This window comes from Ochrobactrum sp. EDr1-4, assembly GCF_049199085.1.
Lineage (GTDB): Bacteria > Pseudomonadota > Alphaproteobacteria > Rhizobiales > Rhizobiaceae > Brucella.
This window is the reverse complement of record NZ_JBLZOF010000007.1, coordinates 16,063-33,254: the sequence shown is the minus strand read 5'-3', so window position 1 is coordinate 33,254 and position 17,192 is coordinate 16,063. Positions and strand designations below refer to the sequence as shown.

The window sequence follows — 17,192 nt, the reverse complement described above, 5'->3', positions numbered from 1 at the left end:
GTGATGTAATTTAGAGCATATCGTTATCGGATCGAAGCGGGATAAGAAATCAGTCCAGTGAACTGATTTGCCCGCGAAGGCAGTTTCCACTTTTCCGCGACATGCTTTAGTCGTCGAGAACCCAGGTGTCCTTGGTGCCGCCACCCTGACTGGAATTCACGACAAGCGAACCTTCTTTCAGTGCCACACGTGTCAAGCCGCCGGGGGTAATCCGAATACGATCAGAGACCAGCACAAATGGCCTGAGATCGACATGGCGTGGTGCGAGGCCGCTTTCAGTGAAGATCGGCGTGGTTGAAAGTGCGAGTGTCGGCTGCGCTATGTAATTACGTGGACGCGCTTTCAGCTTCAACGCAAACGCATCGCGTTCTGCTTTGGTTGCCGCAGGACCGACCAGCATGCCATAGCCTCCCGATCCGTGCACTTCCTTAACGACAAGATCGGCCAGATTGTCGAGCACATAAGCGAGGCTATCCGGTTCTGAGCAGCGCCATGTCGGCACATTTTCTAGAATTGCTTTGCGCCCGGTATAGAACTCGATGATCTCAGGCATATAGGAATAGATCGCCTTGTCATCAGCAATGCCTGTTCCCGGTGCATTCGCGATCGTGATGTTGCCAGCCCGATAAACATCCATAATACCCGGAACGCCAAGCGTTGAATCCGGTCTGAATGTCAGTGGGTCGAGATAATCATCGTCAACGCGGCGATAAAGAACATCAATCGTGCGATAGCCTTTTGTCGTGCGCATGGCGACACGACCATCGACAACACGCAGATCGCTCCCCTCAACCAGTTCAACACCCATCTGATCAGCCAAAAATGCATGTTCAAAATAGGCTGAATTATAAATACCCGGTGTCAGAACAGCGACTGTTGGCACACCTTGCGTTCCGGGTGGTGCAACACTTGCCAAAGATTGGCGCAGCAGTTGCGGATAGTTCTCGACCGGACGCACTTTGACATTCTGAAACAGCTCCGGAAAGAGCTGCATCATCGTTTCGCGGTTTTCCAACATGTAGGAAACACCGGACGGCGTGCGCGCATTGTCTTCCAGCACATAAAACTGGTTTTCAGCCGTGCGCACAATATCGACGCCAATAATGTGCGTGTAGACATTGCCCGGTGGGCGAAAGCCGATCATTTCAGGCAGAAAAGCCTCATTGTTGACAATCAGCTCTTTCGGAATACGCCCTGCCCGCACGATCTCCTGACGGTGATAAATATCATCAAGAAATGCGTTGAGCGCCATAACACGCTGCTCGATGCCTTGCGAAAGCTTGCGCCATTCCTGACCGGAAATAATACGCGGAATAATATCAAACGGGATTAACCGCTCAGCCGCATCCTGGTCGCCATAGACTGCAAAGGTAATGCCGGTTTTGCGAAAAACGCTCTCGGCATCCTGCGTCTTTTGCAGAAGTTTATGCTGATCCTGTTCGTCGAGCCATTGTTTGAGAAATTCATATGGTTGGCGCACACCCTCGCCCTGCTTAAGCATCTCATCAAATGGCATTAAAAGTCTTACTTTCAAATAAGAGCAGTGCTGAAGTGACTGACGCCCAGGTCATGAGGGGATCGCCCAGCTGGTCCATATCGTGCGGACGTTAAACGCAAAGGACGAGTGTAGTTACTGATATTTGACTGCAGACCTTTGTATTCTTCAGTCCAGACTTCGAATCTGTTGAGCTGGTGGGGTCCAAAAGTTGAAAATAGCGGAATATCGCTGGCGTCTCTGCCACGCGCTACGAGAATTCGACCGATCCTTGGCTGGTTATGTCGCGCATCAACCGTAAACCACTGTCCGTCGAGATAAACTTCGACCCACGCATTATAATCCATTGGCGAGGGATCAGCAGGTACGCCAATATCGCCCATAAAGCCGTTTGCATAACGCGCCGGGATGTTGAGCGCCCGACAAAATGTAATGGCTAGATGCGCGAAATCCCTGCACACACCAACCCGCTCATTATAAGCTTCAAGTGCGGTTCGGGTTGATCGAGCGTATCCGTAAGAGAAATTCAAATGGGAATTAACGAAATCGCAAATCGCACGAACCCTGTCAGCTCCCGAATTGTAATGCCCGAAACGGGTCCATGCGATTTGCGACATGCGATCCGTTTCACAATATCTGCTGCCAAGCAGATACGGGAGGCATTCAGAGGGCAAATTGGCCGGATCTACCTGTTGGGCATTATTATTAAAAACATCGGGATGACCATCGTTTTCGACAATTGCGTCATAAGTGAGAACCGTTTCACCAAGCGCTAAAGTGTGGCGATGCAATTCATTTCCGTGAACGTCTACGTGACGCGTACCAAAGCTCTGCTGTGCATTTGACCAAACAATGTTGGTTTGTTGCTCAGGGTGAACGTTCAGATATGTGTATACAGCTGTTGGAGATGTCACTTCCACGGCAATTTCGTAACCCACTCGAATAAGCATCGTCATCTCCCTGGCAATTCAGTGGCTAAAACTGACAAATAGTCTTGTGGTTCCGCTCTGCTCCCAACAATTTTGAAATTTTCAAAAACTTATTTCTGAGATGCGTCCTTATTGCGGTTGGCGCGTTATGGCAAAATCAATTGAGGGCGAGAAAATGCAGCTTTATCGATGCGACATAAGCGGGACGCCAATCTATTTTGAAAATACAACCAGTTTAGGAGCCGGCAATGCGCGCGTGGGCTTTGTCTCAGACACACTCACTCTTCATACCCTCAAGCAGGTAGATGATCAGCTTTGGTCGGTTCCATCGCGCGAAGGCGAATTATGGCGTTTTTGTCAGAATGCCGAAGTTGACGGTAGTAACTGGCTTATCAAAGCGGATGATTCACAAACGTTAGCGCTGCCCGCTCGCTATAATAGAATAATTCCTAACATCCAAACACCCGATGGTCTCGAGCGGTTTCGTAAAATTGGGGCGGCCCAACGCCATCTTTTCTACTCGATACTACGCTTTGGTTTGGCATGCCCTGGCCGTGACGTTGACCCACAGGGAGGTCTCGTATTCGATTTTTTGGAAGACACATTTGATGACGAGGGCAATGTCATCCCTGCCATGACCGGCCACGAGGACGGCTTAATCAGTCTTCGCGCTGCAGAAGCTGACGATGATGTGAGGGAAAGCGTTCGCGTCTCAATGGGCGAACCGTATAGAACGCTTCTAGGTCATTTTCGCCACGAAATCGGTCATTTTTATTTCCAGCAACTTATTGATGGAAGCGAAATGATTAATGAAGCCCGAATATTATTCGGCGACGAACGTGAAGATTATGCAGCCGCCTTGAAGAGGAATTACGAGCAAGGGCCTCCAAAAGACTGGGATGAAAATTTTGTTTCCACATATGCGAGCTGTCACCCATCAGAGGATTTTGCAGAATGTTGGGCTCATTATTTTCATATTGTCGATACTTTGGAATCTGCGCGTGCATTTGGTTTAACGATAGAACCTTTAAAGCATCGCGAGCTTGGAACTGAGGTCGCTTTTGATCCTTACAGGGCAGAGAACGCGACCCAAATTGTCGAGGCTTGGGTGCCAATCAGTTTAGCTCTCAACACGTTTCAACGTTCAATGGGACAAGCTGATATTTATCCTTTTGTACTCCCCACTCCGGTTGTAGATAAATTGGATTTTATCCATCGAGCAGTCAATAAGGCCCGTTTGGAAGGAGATTCAAGCACTTAAGAACACCAAAAACGTTCTTTTCGACATCCACATGTGAAATAGCCTAACTTGGGGATGCAACAATTTGAGCTTTCAGATCACGTCAGAAGGAACCAACTCTGTCGTATTACATTTTTAAGGGCGAGCGAAATCGTGAGCTCGAAAATTGGAGAAAAGAATATGCGTCGACTAATTCTAGCAACCGTTGCAACAGCTGCCCTTGGATCATTTGCTTTCGCACAGACCGCCACTACTACTTCGACTGAAGTTTTTGTGACAGCCAAGCCAACCGACGTAATCTCCAGCAACATTTTAAATCTCGATATTGTCAACTCCAAGGATGAGAGCATTGGCAAAATCCAGGATCTAATCATGGCTGATGGATCTTTGACAGGATATATCGTTTCCGTCGGCGGGTTCCTGGGAATCGGCGAAAAATATGTAATCGTCGCTCCACAATCGGTAGAAATTCTCTATTCGGAAAACGACAAGAAGTGGTCCGCGAAGATGGAGACTTCGAAGGAAGATCTGGAAAAAGCTCCAGAATTCAAATATGAAGGTCGTTGGGACAAGTAATACCAGAACTGATAAAAGCGGTCTTAAAGCCGCTTTTTACTTTAGTGAGAGTCTTCGCGATTCAGATAAATTTAGCGGGAAAAAGCTCAGCGATAAGTCGTCCAAAATCATAACGTATTTTGTCGGTAGTCATCGCTTAGCGAGATATAGATACCGCGCCTAACGGTAACGCAATCAATCGAGCAAGCACTTGAAGCTATTCATGATACAAATTGGTGGCAATTGCGGTGGGTCAAACGTCGAGTTGCATGACATACGCTTTTCGCTAGGTAACAAAATTGAGGATTGTTACGATGATTTGCGCGAGCAATGGTGGGGGATTCCAAAAAGCCTTCATCTCGATTGCTGGGGAGAGATACGCCAGGTTGACGGGCATAACGTAAATATTGTTCCCAAAACCAGAAGCAATCACATTAACAAATTGTTTTTTCTAAACCTTGGCGGTTACAACTCCACACAGTTCGGTGAGCTTCATGAAAATCTGCTCCTGGTTATGCCCGACCTTAGTTCAGCTAAGAAAAGGGCCTTGGCAGAAGTAAAACACTGGGCGCAACCGCATCGGGATAAAGGTTTTGAGGTGGAGAACTCTATAAACTTGAGTAAATCCGTGCGAAGTAACGGTTATTCGATTGAACTTACTCCCTCTGAAAAGCAAGTTCCGTTTGATTTTATATGCAAATATAAAAAAATTGGCTGATTTGAGCGCGTGAAGAAGTGTACTATAACTCTCTCATTCGTTCTGAGCGTGTGCGTTCGTAATTGTTCTCTAATACATTTGTCGAATCTGACATAATTTTGCTCTATTCGGTTAATACTTCACATTAAAACTTAAAACAAAGCATGAATTTTGTATAGCATACCCTTAAATTCATTTTATACTACGCACTTAGAGCGAACTTTATGGCTAATATGTCGACACGCTCCGACGATCGCCGCATCCATCGTGAAATTTATGATCTCAATTAGGGTTCAGATCCATTCGCTGCAGCGTTCAACACGCATGCTGATCACAGATCCTCGCAAGCCGGATAATCCAATCATTTTTGTTAACGATGCATTTCTGAAACTGACCGGCAACTCACGCGAAGAAAATATCGGTAAAAACTGTCGCTTTCTGCAAGGTCCAGGTACCGATGCTGATGACATCAATCGGGTTCGCGATACTATCCAATCACTCGAGCCAATAGAAATTGATCTCTTAAATTATCGAAAAGACGGCTCGGTCTTTTGGAACCGGCTGCTCGTTTCACCAGTATTCAGCAATGAAATATTGACATATTTTGTTGCTTCTCAATTAGATGTGACCCGAGAAAGAACAACTGGGCACTTCACGAACAGAGATCACGTTGGAGATACTCTGCAGCAACGCATAGCCGATTTGACTGGGAGTGAAGAGAGACTTCAATTTACTTTAAAGGCTGGTGGGCTCGGTACTTGGATCTGGCTCCGGAGAGATTGGTTGCATCCACTCTATGCAAAGCCAATTTTGGACGTGCACCAGCAGAGACCTTCACATATGAAGAGCTCAGAGCGTCAATACCTCCTGCCGACTACGATCGCTGGAAGTTCACTGTACATGAAGCTCTCTCAACCGATGGTGAGTTAAACGTCGAATATCGTGCTATTTGGCCTGATGCGTCAGTGCATTGGGTAGAAATTCGCGCGCGAACGCAATTCGACCCTCAAAGAAACCCACTTATATTGAGTGGAGTTTCTATCGATATTACACAACGCAAAGAAAATGACCAATGCCCTCAGTTGATGACACAGGAGATGGGGCACGGCATTAAAAATATTCTTGCGAATGTGCAATCGGTGGTGAACCAATCTCTGCGCGCGGAAAAAGGATTAAACGAGCTTCGCGTTGACATTGATCAACTCATATAAGCACTTGCACGATCGCAAGAAATACTGACTGGGAATTAACTTGAATTTTCCGGGCTGAAAATGGTATTTGAGAATGCCTTCTCCCCTTTCAATCAGGATAGTCGGATCGTTTTTTTGGGCGACGATCTTGATGTATCTGGTGAAGTGGCCCTTGCTATAACCATGACTGCCCATGAGCTCGCGACAAACGCTATTAAGTATGGTTCACTGTCGAACACGTCAGGACGTGTTGGGATCAATTCAATAGTAAACGGAGATAAATTTCAGCTGGTCTGGAAAGAGTTTTCAGGTCCACCAGTCAAAAAACCAGAACGGACAGGGTTTGGAACAAAAATGAAAGAGCGTTTACTCGCAGCTGCCGTAAAAGGCAGCGTTGATATTGCGTACGAGCGGGATGGATTAAGATCCACGCTGCAAGCGAATTTGAAAGGCCTAAATTAGATAGCCATCGTTTTGAGCGGCTCCGGTTTTTTACCATCTGGCAGAACTAGCTGAAGGTGATTGTAAACGACTTCCGCACTGAATGGCTTTCTTACAAATACAGCCCTGTCGGCAACTCGTCCCCAATGGGCGCCATCATTCCAGAAGCTATTATTATTCCGATGTGAGGCCAGTGTTCTGAACGATGGCGTGCCAGATCAAAACCAGTCAGCAATTCCAACGCTTCTTCGACATTACCGGCCTCTTTGACGCGAAACCGAGCTTTCTGAAGAATATCTACCGCATCCATACGAATGATCACGTCATCGTCGGCAACGAGAGCGTGAGGAGTGTTGTTACCAGTCATCCATATTCCTTAAATTAATAGTCATCGTAAGAACACACTCCGAGCTACAGCGCTCCATCCTTAAGCCATTCTTTTTTAAAACTAGCTCTGGTGATCGTTTGAGTTATAGACTGATCAAAAAGAATTGCTGCGGTAAGGTGTTTTGATGTTGAGGCGTGCCAACCCTGTTTGCACCTGTTCGTCCTGCATGAATAGAGACCACAATAAGCCTGATCGATAGTTCTCAATCGCCGCAACGATCGGCCCCTGATTGATCGCCAAGTGTGTCGATGCAATCCATTTTCCATCGGGCCGAAATGAATCCACAAAACCAAAATCGGAAAATAGTGCGCCTCCCTTAAAACGCATGAAAGCCCGTAGAGCTGTCTCTGCCTCTTCAAGCAAAAATGGCATACTAGAAAGCGCTGCCGTCGGTGCGACTACACCCCGATCGCTGACTGGACAATGCACCGAGTAGCCGCGGGGACCGTCACAGGCGGTTAATCCCCATGCATGAATCCCATACCCGGCATAGCCGCGCGGGTTTGCTAAACAGTGCCTATAATTAATCGTCGCGTGCGCACGAACCTGGTGTTCATAATCGAGGTAGTCATCCGTCATTCCCCGGGGGTCAAGGCCGCAAAAAGAGTATTGTGATAGAAACAAAGGTCCGCCAAAGTCCTGCCCGGCGGGCAGAAATTGGTCGTAAAAATGCCCGCCATTGAGGAAGCGTTGCTCATTTGTCCAGCCGATATGAAAAGCCTGCGGATCAATCGGAAAAACGTTCGCACCTGCGGCAAGGACATAAGCAATAAGTGCTTCATTCCATCCAGTAATCGGAACATTCTTTTTCCATCGATGTGTCGGGCTCCAGTGCCAATAAAGCGATGGCCTGGTCCGTCTTGATGCGTACCAGTTCCATTCTACAGCATCATTGATATCGGATATGCACGCTCTTAACTTCGTTTCCCAACTATCATTTCTGTCAAAAAAAACACGGGCCGATAGTAATCCCTGCAGCAACAGAGCGGTCTCAACAAGATCACCACCATCGTCATAACGTGAAAAGGTACAAGTTTTGAGCGAGCCGGCATGGATAAAATGAGGAAACGCACCGTGGAAACGCTCCACCTGTGACAAAGCGTTCAAAATGAGAAGTACTCGCTCGACCGCATCACTCCTGTTCATCCAGCCGCGAAAAACGGCGACCACAATTGCCATAAAAGCAAAGCCACAGCCACCAATGGAAATTATTGCGTTCGGCGATGTGCCATCTCTATTCAGTCTATCGTACGACAATTTTGAAGTTGGATCGCATGCATCAAGAAAATACCGGATTGTGTGCCGCTGTACGAGATCAAGAAGCCTATCGAAGGGAAGATCAACGTCCCTTGTCGTTGTCATTACTGATGGTGTTCGTAACATCAGCGTCCTCAATAGTGCTTAGTGTTAACTGAATCAAGGATTTGATCGGTTGAGGAATTCCGCCGGCATTAATACGCGCCGGAATTTAACTTACCTGAAGATCGCTAACAACGACAAGTCATCAATCATCTATGCTTGTAAGCAATGTTGGACGGAACCCTTTCCTTCCCGCAGGGTTTACCTGACGTAATTTGGAAAAAAAGGAAACCACCATGGATCACAGCAAGCACATTCCCCTCACTCCGGTTGAGCTAAACCCAGAAACCTTAGAGGGCGCTACCGTATACGGTGTCGATGACCACAAAATCGGTAAGGTCGATCACGTGCACGTCGGCGGTGCCGTGAACCAGGTCATTATCGATGTTGGTGGTTTTCTGGGTATCGGTGCGAAGCCGGTTGCGGTACAGCTCGCTGATCTAAACTTCATGCGGGATGAAGATGGTCATGTTCATGCAGTGACGACATGGACCAAGGATCAGCTCAAGGATATGCCTGAACATCGCGACTAAATTTTTAAACGAAAAGCCCAGCGTTGCGGCTGGGCTTTTTGATTGCAACGGATACACTAATTAGTGACCTAAACCTTTATGGTTATGATAAAGATACATTGAAAAAGACAGTTGCAATATTCGCGCAGGTATCTCGATAAAATTATTCAGTAATATTTATAAATATGACATAATGTAGAATTACTCTTTTGCAAATCTATAGTTTAGTATTCAAGAATTATGGAAAAAATATCAAGAATAATTCAGAATTAGCATATCATCTAGCGTTGCAGAATAAGTTAGCCGTCCTAGGCGACGATTGAAAGTAATGCAACAGCCAGAAATTAATAGGCCACCTACTTCGTGCATAATTTGAAATGTCAAGCACCTTTAGAATTCTTCAGCCAAAGTTCGTAAGACGGCTGTTGCAAAAAATCTTTTTTAAACATTTTGTCACAAAGCTCGGCTGCCTGATCGGAGTTCATTATGCCGTACGGAAGATTAGTTCCGCTAGCATGTCTCACCGATACTTCTACGAGCGTTTTTTGTGTCATCGTCAATCCATATCCCGTTTATAACATCATAAGACGCAAGCACCGTGAATTATTTTAATCAAGTTATACAGACTAGGTAGTGTAAAGAAGTTTTCACAACCCACTCGGCCTGCCACAGCCTTTAGAATTCAGTGATAATATTCCTACTTACAATGATGCGGGGGGCCATAAGTTCCACCGATTCAACTTCGAACGCATCCTATTTGTCGGTTTTAATAACCACATCGCGATATTCGGGTTGCCAAGCCGTCATAACCAGCTTTGGACCCTATATTCAAATCCAGTAGATCAGAACCGAAAATTAGTAGGGGGATGATTAATCAATTGCCTGGTCGCTTTCGCAGGTAGACCCAGTTGCCACTCGCTTGAACCTGTAAATGTATCAGACAACTCGGTAAATTAATTTCAACCTCGCAGTTTCAGTCGCCCAAACAAAAATTGATTCCCCAAGCAACCATACATTCAGATAGGCGTTGTTAGAAGCCTAATTAGGTCAACTGTCACCGATGGGAAGTCAATGATTTTACAAGTCTCTGATCGATTTCAAGATATTTTCGTCGGCGACGGAGAAATGGCGCAGTTGATGCGCAATCACGACTGGGAGCACAGCCCTATTGGAATACCAAGCGCTTGGCCAGAGGCTCTCAAGGTTGCGATACGGCTGTTGCTCACATCAAAGTTTCAAATGTGGCTCGGCTGGGGACCAGACATCGCGTTTTTCTACAACGACGCATATAAACCTACTCTTGGAGCAAAACATCCGAATGCGCTCGCTGTGCCGACAAAGGTACTTTGGTCAGAAATCTGGGACGATATCGAAGGTCGTCTCGAAACGGTTTACAAACATGGCCAATCTACTTGGGATAAAGATCTGCCCCTCCTGTTAGAGCGTAATGGCTACACGGAAGAGAGTTATCACACTTTCTCATACAGTCCCCTTATTGGTGAGAATGGCATCGTGGAAGGTGTTTTCTGCGCGGTCACCGAGGAAACAGAGCGGGTCGTAAGCGAGCGTCGTATGTCTACGATGAGAGCCCTTGCTTCTGGCCTGGCAGCGGCTGACACAAAACATGAGGTCCTTCAAGCCTCATTTACAGCGCTCAGAGGAAATTTACACGACCTTCCCTTTAGCGCTCTTTACCTCTTTGACAAAGACGGAAACGCAACACGTCAATGGCTCTGCGGCGAGCACAACGATCCGACGTTCTTACCCGCAGAAATCGTTCTCGGGACGAGGCTATGGAACATCGATGACGTGTGGACGAAACAAATCGTTGAACTGATTGATTTGCCGGCAATAAGTGATGCGTCATCGGACCCATGGCACAAAGCACCATTACAAGCTGCAGTTCTTCCACTGATTGGTCAGGGTAACGAGGTACCGAAAGGCATATTGATAAGCGGGCTTAATCCGTATCAACCTTCTGGTGATGACTACCTTGATTTCCTCAAACTCATCGCTGGCCAAATAACCTCACGATTAGCGAGTGCGGAAGCGTTCGAGACGGAGCGTCGCCGGGCAGCAGCCCTTGCCGAAGCCGTCGCTATGCGCGAACAGGCAGCTATTGCTCTTGAACAGGTAAACCGCCAGCTTTCCTCCGAAGTTAAGCTTCGCACGGCTGAGCGCGATCGCATGCGAGGCCTGTTCCAACAAGCCCCAAGCTTCATGTGCATATTGAGCGGCCCGGATCATGTCTTTGAGCTCGCTAATGATGCGTATCTACAACTCGTGGGTAACAGGCAGCTTGTTGGCTTAAGGGTTCGTGATGCGCTGCCAGACCTTGCGGGGCAAGGCTTCTTCGAACTTCTCGACAAGGTATATCAATCTGGAGAACCATATATTGGTAATTACCTGCCAGTCACGTTGCAACACAACAACGATTGCGTTCCCGACAAGCGATTTATAAATCTGATTTACCAGCCTATTTTGGATGTGGATGGGTTGGTCACCGGGATTTTCGTAGATGGCTTCGATGTAACAGATCAAAAGCGCGCCGAAAATGAGCTTCAAAGTCTTAATCAAACATTGGAGGAGAGGGTTGAGCAGCGCACTCGCGAATTGAGCACAGCTCTACTCGACCTGGAAAAGGAGACAGTAGATCGCGAGAACGCCCAGACTGCTTTGAGGCAAGCACAAAAAATGGAAGCACTGGGCAATCTCACCGGCGGCGTTGCTCACGACTTTAATAATCTCCTTCAGGTTGTCAGCGGCAACCTTCAGCTCCTATCCAAAAGCATTCATGGCAATATTCAGGCTGAGCAAAGGCTCGAAAACGCATTGGCAGGCGTCGAGCGGGGTTCCAAGTTGGCGTCGCAGCTTCTCGCATTTGGTCGCAGGCAACCACTTGAGCCAAAAGTTATCAACGTCCGTAAGCTTGTCCAGAATATGGACGACATGCTTCGAAGAGCGCTCGGAGAAGAAATCGAACTGGAGACCATTGTTTCTGGTGGTCTTTGGAACACAATGATTGATCCAAGCCAACTGGAAAATGCCATTCTCAACCTGGCTATTAATGCCAGAGATGCAATGGGCGGTCGGGGACATTTGACAATAGAAACGGCTAATTCGTATCTCGATGATGATTATGCAAGAGAGCATGAGGATGTTCGCCCGGGGCAGTATGTACTGATCGCCGTTACCGACACTGGATCGGGCATTCCGCTTGATATAATCGAACAAGTTGTAGAGCCATTTTTCAGCACCAAGACAGATGGCAGAGGTACGGGTCTGGGCCTGTCGATGGTTTACGGTTTCCTCAAACAATCCGGCGGACATCTAAAAATATATAGCGAGGTAGGTCACGGAACCACAATGAAGCTCTACCTGCCGCGTACCGCACAAATGGAAGATACGCTGACTGATGTAAGCGATTTACCCGCGACAGGTGGTACGGAAACCGTGCTTGTTGTCGAAGACGATGACGGCGTTCGCGAGACGTCTGTTGCGCTGTTGAGTGACCTCGGATACCGCGTGCTCAAAGCAAACGATGCGCAGTCCGCATTCGCCATCGTAAACAGCGGAGTGCACATCGATTTACTGTTCACCGACGTGGTGATGCCTGGTCGCATGCGCAGCACGGAACTTACTAAAATAGCCAAGATGCTGTTTCCTGCTATGGCTGTTCTCTACACCTCAGGATATACAGAAAACTCAATTATGCATGGTGGGAGATTAGAAGCGGGTGTCGAACTTCTCTCTAAGCCATATACTCGAGAAGCCCTCGCTCGCAAAGTGCGTCACGTTCTCAGCAATACGAAGCAAGAACAGATCACATTACATCAACTAGAAAACCAGGAAAAATTTGAAGGCGAGAATAAGAATTCCATTGCCAAGGCATTAACGCGTGTTCTTGTTGTTGAGGATGAACCGCTTATCTTGATGTCCACAGTCGATATGGTCGAAGAATTGGGTTATATGGTGATTGAGGCAGGATCGGCTGAGAGCGCACTTTCCGTTTTAGAGGTGGATAAGGTGGACGTACTTTTGACTGATGTTGGGCTGCCGGGAATGTCAGGAATAGAACTAGCACAAAAGGTAAACGAAAAATGGCCCGATGTGCGCATCATCTTCGCAAGTGGCAATAATAATGCCAAAACAATTTCAGGTTTAGCTAATGCGTTTCAGGTGTCAAAGCCGTTTATGATGGAACAACTCAGTGCCGTACTAACTCAAACAAATTTAACGAACTGAGGCTGACTTTTTAGGGTGATCGAACCAAATTTCTATTCACATAAGTACCAGATCGAAGAGTTAATCTATTACTTCCAAACTTTAATCAACGGTGTAGGCGGATTATTGCAAAATGAAACGTTGGTTCAAATTTGAGCGAAGTACCACACACCCGACGCTGATCACCGAGATAACGGCAGAGCTTTGACGGCTGGCAACAAATTGGCTCGTCGGCTTTAAAAGGTTTGCCTGAACACCGCGACAATACTGACCTCTAGCAACTTTGTTAGCTGATTGGCCAAATAGGGTGAGTTAAGCTCTGGAGAAGATATCTAACAATGGGCTGAAAACAGTTCCATTCAATTTCAGACAAGCTCCGCGTCAATTCTAAGTCAAACATTCATAGCTTATGTTATGTGTTCAACAGTCATCATTGAATTTACTGGGACAGAGAAATAATCTGTTGAAAGTGACCACTTCGTGACCATGAATGAGACGCCAGGATTTCCAAACCGTGAGGCAGAGATCGAGTTCCTGGGGGCGCGGAATTCGACCTTACAAACGGAATTGGAAACGCTAAAATCGGTACGCGATATGGAGCGTCAGAGCCTCCTGAAGCTGACAGCTCAACTCGATGCACTTGTCCGTTCGTCATCGGAGGTGCGTTACAAAGTCAATGCCGACTGGTCCGAGCTGGATCAGCTACAAGGTGGCGGGTTCATCCGCGATAATACGCAGTCCAATAAAGAATGGATCGAAGCGTACATACCGGAAGAGCACCAGCAGCTTGTGCGCGACGAAATCAGTCGAGCTATTGCCGCCAAGGACATCTATAACATCGAACATATGGTGAAGAAGGTGGATGGATCACGTGGTTGGGCGTTATCGCGGGCTGTGCCACTCTTCGACCATAACGGCGAAATTGACAGTTGGATGGGCTCTGCCTCGGACATCACGGTACGTAAATCGTCGGAAGAAACGCTGCGGTTGCTCAATTCCGAGTTGGCGCATCGAATGAAAAATACGCTTGCTATCGTTCAGGCGATTGTTGCGCAGACTTTGCGCCTGTCGGACTCGGTCAAGACAGCAAAGGAAATCATAAATAGCCGCCTTCAAGCGCTTGCGAGTGCGCAGGATATCCTGACTTCAACGCAGTTTACCGAAGCAGACGTTGGCGAAATTGTTAAAGCAGCTCTTGGTGCTCATCAAGGTCCAGATGCGCGCATTGAAATTGTAGGTGAAAGTTACAGCCTTAATCCACAACAAGCTCTAGGCCTTCGCTTTCGATCCATGAACTCGCAACAAATGATGTTAAATATGGTGCACTATCTAATCAGTCGGGTAAAGTGGTAATCAGTTGGTATCTGACCGGTAAGCAGTTCGAGTTTCAATGGGTAGAAAGTGGCGGGCCTGCGGTGACAATTCCGACGCGGCAAAGCTTTGGTTCCCTCTTAATCGAGCGGGTGGCAGCGAGCTATTTCGGCGGCGAAAGTCTTCTGGATTTCAAACCCGAGGGGTTAGTATATAAACTCTCAGTTAGTAAGCCAGCTGCATAACGAGTTTCTTTTCACACATACTAGTTTTGCACCTATTAGCCATTCTGAGTTATGGTCCCGAAAGGATATAGACCACGGGCCCACGTCAAGGGCGTACGTATTGATTGCAAGTCAGAATTCTCTGCGATTAACTGAGATGACAGTTCGTGCGGTGGCCCACGTGTGATTTTCAATCGGTCCACCACCTATCGGCCAAGCCTTTTAGCCCGTCTGCTTCCTTCCGGCAGATGGAAGCTCCGGCTACCCACAGCGACGGCGGGCTCCATCGAACTCCACCCCGGAACGCGGACCGAGCTGCGATGCGCCGATATTACCGCCATAGGGTGTTGATTGCCGCTGAGAACTGCTCCTGTGGGGTTGCAAATCTAAAATTTGTCTTTCGTGTTGCAGCTATGTCTCCGTAAAGATACAAATACGCCCGCAACAACGACATTTCGACGCTGATATTTACCCTCAGGTTAACGCAACGGTGCCGTCCAGAGATAATCACGCATCTCGCCAAATGTAATATTTGCGACAGAGCCTTCTGTCTTACCGAACGGTAAGAAAACTGTAGTTTTGCTTGAAAGCTTCCCGAGCGGTAAGAATGTTGTCCCTCATTCTTCAAATATTACCGCTCGGTATGTTTTGACTTGAACTCGCCTAAATATTACCGTACGGTAAGATGAAAAGGAGAGGGCGATTGTTAAAGTCAGCTGCAGATTTGGGAGCACTGGTTCGCGAGAAGCGAAAAGCTCTCGGCTGGACACAAACCGACTTGGCAGGAAGATGCGGTACCGGAGATCGCTTTATCATCGACCTGGAAAACGGTAAGGCGACATGCCAACTCGGGAAGGCTCTGTTGGTAGCCCGTGAAGTCGGCATTAATCTCATCGATGCAAATTCGCTTACAGTTAATCGGCAAACGTTACCAGAAGACGACGACGAATTGTCATTCTTGCCAAAATACTAAACACCGAGGCCATTTGTAATGACAACGCTGTTTTATGAAGATTTTGCAATTGGCGAGCTCCACTCCGAAGAGAACTTGAATTTCTCTTATCTGGACAAATGGGCAAGTCGAAAGTCGGCCTTCCCTATCTCCGTGACCATGCCAACAAAAACGTCATCATATGGCCCTGATAAGATTCAGCCCTGGCTTGCTAACTTGATGCCGGAAAGCCATCTGAGTGAGATTGGTCAGCGGCTCAAGGTGTCACCGCAAGACATCGTCGGTGTGCTAGCTCACCTCGGAAGAGATACCGCTGGCGCAATATCAGTCGGTGCGCCGCGCAAAAGTGGGAGTACGAGTGTTACACCCATCCCAGATGAAGCAACACTGGAGAAGATAATCAATGAGCTGCCAGAGAAGCCGTTTTTGATTGGCACCGAGGGCGTATCCATGTCTTTGGCTGGAGTTCAAGACAAACTGCCTGTCTACATGCTCGATGATGGAATGCTTGGGGTACCAACTGAGGGGACACCATCAACGCATATTTTGAAACCTGATGCTCTGAAAACCCGGCTTCCTGCAAGCGTTCAGAACGAAGCTTTCTGCATGCGTCTCGCCAGGCATTGCGGTCTTGATGTTGCGAACGTGACAACGGGAGTAGCAGGAAGTCGCTCGTATCTCCTCGTCGAACGCTACGACCGCATTCGAGACGGCAAAGGCTTCGTGCGCCGTATCCATCAAGAAGATTTCTGCCAAGTGCTGGGTTATTTTCCTGCTCAAAAATATGAACGCTCCAGGTTCGGTGGTCGGAATGGCCCAACGCTTGTCGACATGTTTAAAGCCGTTGAAGAGTTCATTTCGGCTGGTGAGCGCGAAAAGTTCCTTGATGCCGTTATCTTCAATGTTTTGATCTGCAATACTGATGCTCACGCTAAAAACTACTCAATCCTGATTGGTCAAGGTGGATCAGCTAGATTGGCTCCGCTGTACGATCTGATGTGCGCTTCCATCTACAAAAATGTAGATCAATCCTTGGCTCAGTCGATTGCTGGCAAAACGAATGCTAACGAGTTGCACGCAGCCGATTGGAAAGAATTGGCGACGAGTGTTAGCCTCAGTCCGGCTAAAACTCTGCGCAGAGTGCAATCCTTGGCCGAGAGTGTACTAGAGCATGCTGAGATGGTCGCCAATGAAATAGCCGAGACACAAGTCGGGTGTCATGATCTCTTAAGCCGTGTCTCATATGAAGTCCAAAAGCGCGCGAAACGTATTCTTAGACAGTTAGATGAAGCCAATTAGAGTCGCTCGGCTTTGTAATTTTGCATCACTATGATGCAAATTTGCATTCTAAACCGATACCACAGGCACCTCGCTCAACCTCGTCGTATACCGAGACGATCTCCATGGTCTCCTTGGCTTCAAATCCTCTTTGAAAGCCCTCGCTTCCAAGAACGTAAGCAGTGTTTTAAGCGCACCTGTTTTGCCGGGTTGATTGTAAATTTCGGTGATGCAAACATCAGTTATCAATTTCAAGCGCCACCGTTTTGCACCGCAAATCATTGCTCACACCGTTTGGTTTTACCTGCGGTTCAACATAAGCCGGCAGAACTTGTTCGGGTAAATCCTCCAGCACAGTATCCGAGGCGAAAGGCAGGTTCAGCAGCCGCGCCCCTTC

Annotated in this window: 16 protein-coding genes and 1 pseudogene; 12 read left to right on the top strand and 5 right to left on the bottom strand. The window is 47.5% G+C overall.

Translation table 11 applies throughout. The annotated features are described in order from the left end of the window. Window positions 1-106: 106 nt before the first annotated feature. The gene (locus tag ACOZHT_RS18560; RefSeq protein WP_421566209.1) at window positions 107-1,516 is read right to left on the bottom strand and encodes a circularly permuted type 2 ATP-grasp protein; all 1,410 of its coding nucleotides are present in this window, start codon (window positions 1,514-1,516) and stop codon (window positions 107-109) included. 14 nt (window positions 1,517-1,530) lie between these two features. Further along, window positions 1,531-2,445, bottom strand: a complete 915-nt coding sequence (locus ACOZHT_RS18555) for a transglutaminase-like domain-containing protein (protein WP_421566208.1) — start codon at window positions 2,443-2,445, stop codon at window positions 1,531-1,533. 154 nt (window positions 2,446-2,599) lie between these two features. Between ACOZHT_RS18555 and ACOZHT_RS18550 the strand changes: the two genes are divergently transcribed. From ACOZHT_RS18550 to ACOZHT_RS18525, 6 genes are all read left to right on the top strand, one after another. Further along, a complete protein-coding gene (locus ACOZHT_RS18550) occupies window positions 2,600-3,685 on the top strand; it encodes a zinc-binding metallopeptidase family protein (protein ID WP_421566291.1) in 1,086 nt (361 codons plus the stop codon). Between the two features lie 159 nt (window positions 3,686-3,844). After that, entirely contained in the window at window positions 3,845-4,240 is a 396-nt protein-coding gene (locus tag ACOZHT_RS18545) for a PRC-barrel domain-containing protein (RefSeq protein WP_339514315.1), read from the top strand. Window positions 4,241-4,442: 202 nt separating this feature from the next. Further along, on the top strand, window positions 4,443-4,937 hold the full coding sequence (locus ACOZHT_RS18540) for a DUF1543 domain-containing protein (protein ID WP_339514317.1): 495 nt from the start codon (window positions 4,443-4,445) through the stop codon (window positions 4,935-4,937). 303 nt (window positions 4,938-5,240) lie between these two features. Further along, window positions 5,241-5,846 carry a PAS domain-containing protein gene (locus tag ACOZHT_RS18535; protein ID WP_339514319.1) on the top strand — a complete coding sequence of 202 codons (606 nt, stop codon included), beginning with the start codon at window positions 5,241-5,243 and terminating at the stop codon, window positions 5,844-5,846. Continuing rightward, complete coding sequence (locus ACOZHT_RS18530) at window positions 5,777-6,127, top strand: PAS domain-containing protein (protein ID WP_421566290.1); 351 nt, start codon at window positions 5,777-5,779, stop codon at window positions 6,125-6,127. Before ACOZHT_RS18535 ends, ACOZHT_RS18530 begins: the two co-directional genes overlap by 70 nt. 60 nt (window positions 6,128-6,187) lie before the next feature. After that, on the top strand, window positions 6,188-6,568 hold the full coding sequence (locus tag ACOZHT_RS18525; RefSeq protein WP_421566207.1) for a hypothetical protein: 381 nt from the start codon (window positions 6,188-6,190) through the stop codon (window positions 6,566-6,568). Between the two features lie 91 nt (window positions 6,569-6,659). On the opposite strand, the gene ACOZHT_RS18520 is transcribed toward ACOZHT_RS18525, so the two are convergent. After that, complete coding sequence (locus ACOZHT_RS18520) at window positions 6,660-6,914, bottom strand: response regulator (RefSeq protein ID WP_339514323.1); 255 nt, start codon at window positions 6,912-6,914, stop codon at window positions 6,660-6,662. 114 nt (window positions 6,915-7,028) lie between these two features. Then, window positions 7,029-8,114: a glucoamylase family protein gene (locus ACOZHT_RS18515; protein WP_339514325.1), complete on the bottom strand. Its 1,086-nt coding sequence runs from the start codon at window positions 8,112-8,114 to the stop codon at window positions 7,029-7,031. Between the two features lie 416 nt (window positions 8,115-8,530). On the opposite strand from ACOZHT_RS18515, the gene ACOZHT_RS18510 reads away from it, so the two are divergent. The 5 genes from ACOZHT_RS18510 to ACOZHT_RS18490 all read left to right on the top strand — a co-directional run bounded on the left by ACOZHT_RS18510 (window position 8,531) and on the right by ACOZHT_RS18490 (window position 16,816). Beyond that, window positions 8,531-8,827 (top strand): PRC-barrel domain-containing protein, encoded by a 297-nt coding sequence (locus ACOZHT_RS18510; protein WP_339514327.1) that lies wholly within the window; start codon window positions 8,531-8,533, stop codon window positions 8,825-8,827. 1,104 nt (window positions 8,828-9,931) lie between these two features. Further along, window positions 9,932-13,051 carry a response regulator gene (locus ACOZHT_RS18505; protein ID WP_421566289.1) on the top strand — a complete coding sequence of 1,040 codons (3,120 nt, stop codon included), beginning with the start codon at window positions 9,932-9,934 and terminating at the stop codon, window positions 13,049-13,051. 465 nt (window positions 13,052-13,516) lie between these two features. Next, on the top strand, window positions 13,517-14,383 hold the full coding sequence (locus ACOZHT_RS18500) for an HWE histidine kinase domain-containing protein (RefSeq protein WP_421566288.1): 867 nt from the start codon (window positions 13,517-13,519) through the stop codon (window positions 14,381-14,383). A gap of 885 nt (window positions 14,384-15,268) precedes the next feature. Continuing rightward, window positions 15,269-15,538, top strand: a complete 270-nt coding sequence (locus ACOZHT_RS18495; protein ID WP_339514329.1) for a helix-turn-helix domain-containing protein — start codon at window positions 15,269-15,271, stop codon at window positions 15,536-15,538. An 18-nt stretch (window positions 15,539-15,556) separates the two neighbouring features. Next, the gene (locus ACOZHT_RS18490; RefSeq protein ID WP_339514331.1) at window positions 15,557-16,816 is read left to right on the top strand and encodes a type II toxin-antitoxin system HipA family toxin; all 1,260 of its coding nucleotides are present in this window, start codon (window positions 15,557-15,559) and stop codon (window positions 16,814-16,816) included. A 48-nt stretch (window positions 16,817-16,864) separates the two neighbouring features. Here the strand turns inward: ACOZHT_RS18490 and ACOZHT_RS18485 are convergent, their stop codons facing one another. Further along, a complete protein-coding gene (locus ACOZHT_RS18485) occupies window positions 16,865-16,966 on the bottom strand; it encodes a DUF4113 domain-containing protein (RefSeq protein ID WP_421566287.1) in 102 nt (33 codons plus the stop codon). A gap of 58 nt (window positions 16,967-17,024) precedes the next feature. Between ACOZHT_RS18485 and ACOZHT_RS18480 the strand changes: the two are divergent. Next, a pseudogene (locus ACOZHT_RS18480) lies at window positions 17,025-17,117 on the top strand (IS6 family transposase); the annotation flags it as partial. Window positions 17,118-17,192: the final 75 nt, after the last annotated feature.

Excerpts from the sequence above, each read along its gene's own strand:
- ACOZHT_RS18560 (WP_421566209.1), bottom strand. The coding sequence starts at position 1,516 with ATGCCATTTGATGAGATGCTTAAGCAGGGCGAGGGTGTGCGCCAACCA.
- ACOZHT_RS18555 (WP_421566208.1), bottom strand. The coding sequence starts at position 2,445 with ATGCTTATTCGAGTGGGTTACGAAATTGCCGTGGAAGTGACATCTCCA.
- ACOZHT_RS18550 (WP_421566291.1), top strand. The coding sequence starts at position 2,600 with ATGCAGCTTTATCGATGCGACATAAGCGGGACGCCAATCTATTTTGAA.
- ACOZHT_RS18545 (WP_339514315.1), top strand. The coding sequence starts at position 3,845 with ATGCGTCGACTAATTCTAGCAACCGTTGCAACAGCTGCCCTTGGATCA.
- ACOZHT_RS18540 (WP_339514317.1), top strand. The coding sequence starts at position 4,443 with ATGATACAAATTGGTGGCAATTGCGGTGGGTCAAACGTCGAGTTGCAT.
- ACOZHT_RS18535 (WP_339514319.1), top strand. The coding sequence starts at position 5,241 with ATGCTGATCACAGATCCTCGCAAGCCGGATAATCCAATCATTTTTGTT.
- ACOZHT_RS18525 (WP_421566207.1), top strand. The coding sequence starts at position 6,188 with ATGGTATTTGAGAATGCCTTCTCCCCTTTCAATCAGGATAGTCGGATC.
- ACOZHT_RS18520 (WP_339514323.1), bottom strand. The coding sequence starts at position 6,914 with ATGACTGGTAACAACACTCCTCACGCTCTCGTTGCCGACGATGACGTG.
- ACOZHT_RS18515 (WP_339514325.1), bottom strand. The coding sequence starts at position 8,114 with ATGGCAATTGTGGTCGCCGTTTTTCGCGGCTGGATGAACAGGAGTGAT.
- ACOZHT_RS18510 (WP_339514327.1), top strand. The coding sequence starts at position 8,531 with ATGGATCACAGCAAGCACATTCCCCTCACTCCGGTTGAGCTAAACCCA.
- ACOZHT_RS18505 (WP_421566289.1), top strand. The coding sequence starts at position 9,932 with ATGGCGCAGTTGATGCGCAATCACGACTGGGAGCACAGCCCTATTGGA.
- ACOZHT_RS18500 (WP_421566288.1), top strand. The coding sequence starts at position 13,517 with ATGAATGAGACGCCAGGATTTCCAAACCGTGAGGCAGAGATCGAGTTC.
- ACOZHT_RS18490 (WP_339514331.1), top strand. The coding sequence starts at position 15,557 with ATGACAACGCTGTTTTATGAAGATTTTGCAATTGGCGAGCTCCACTCC.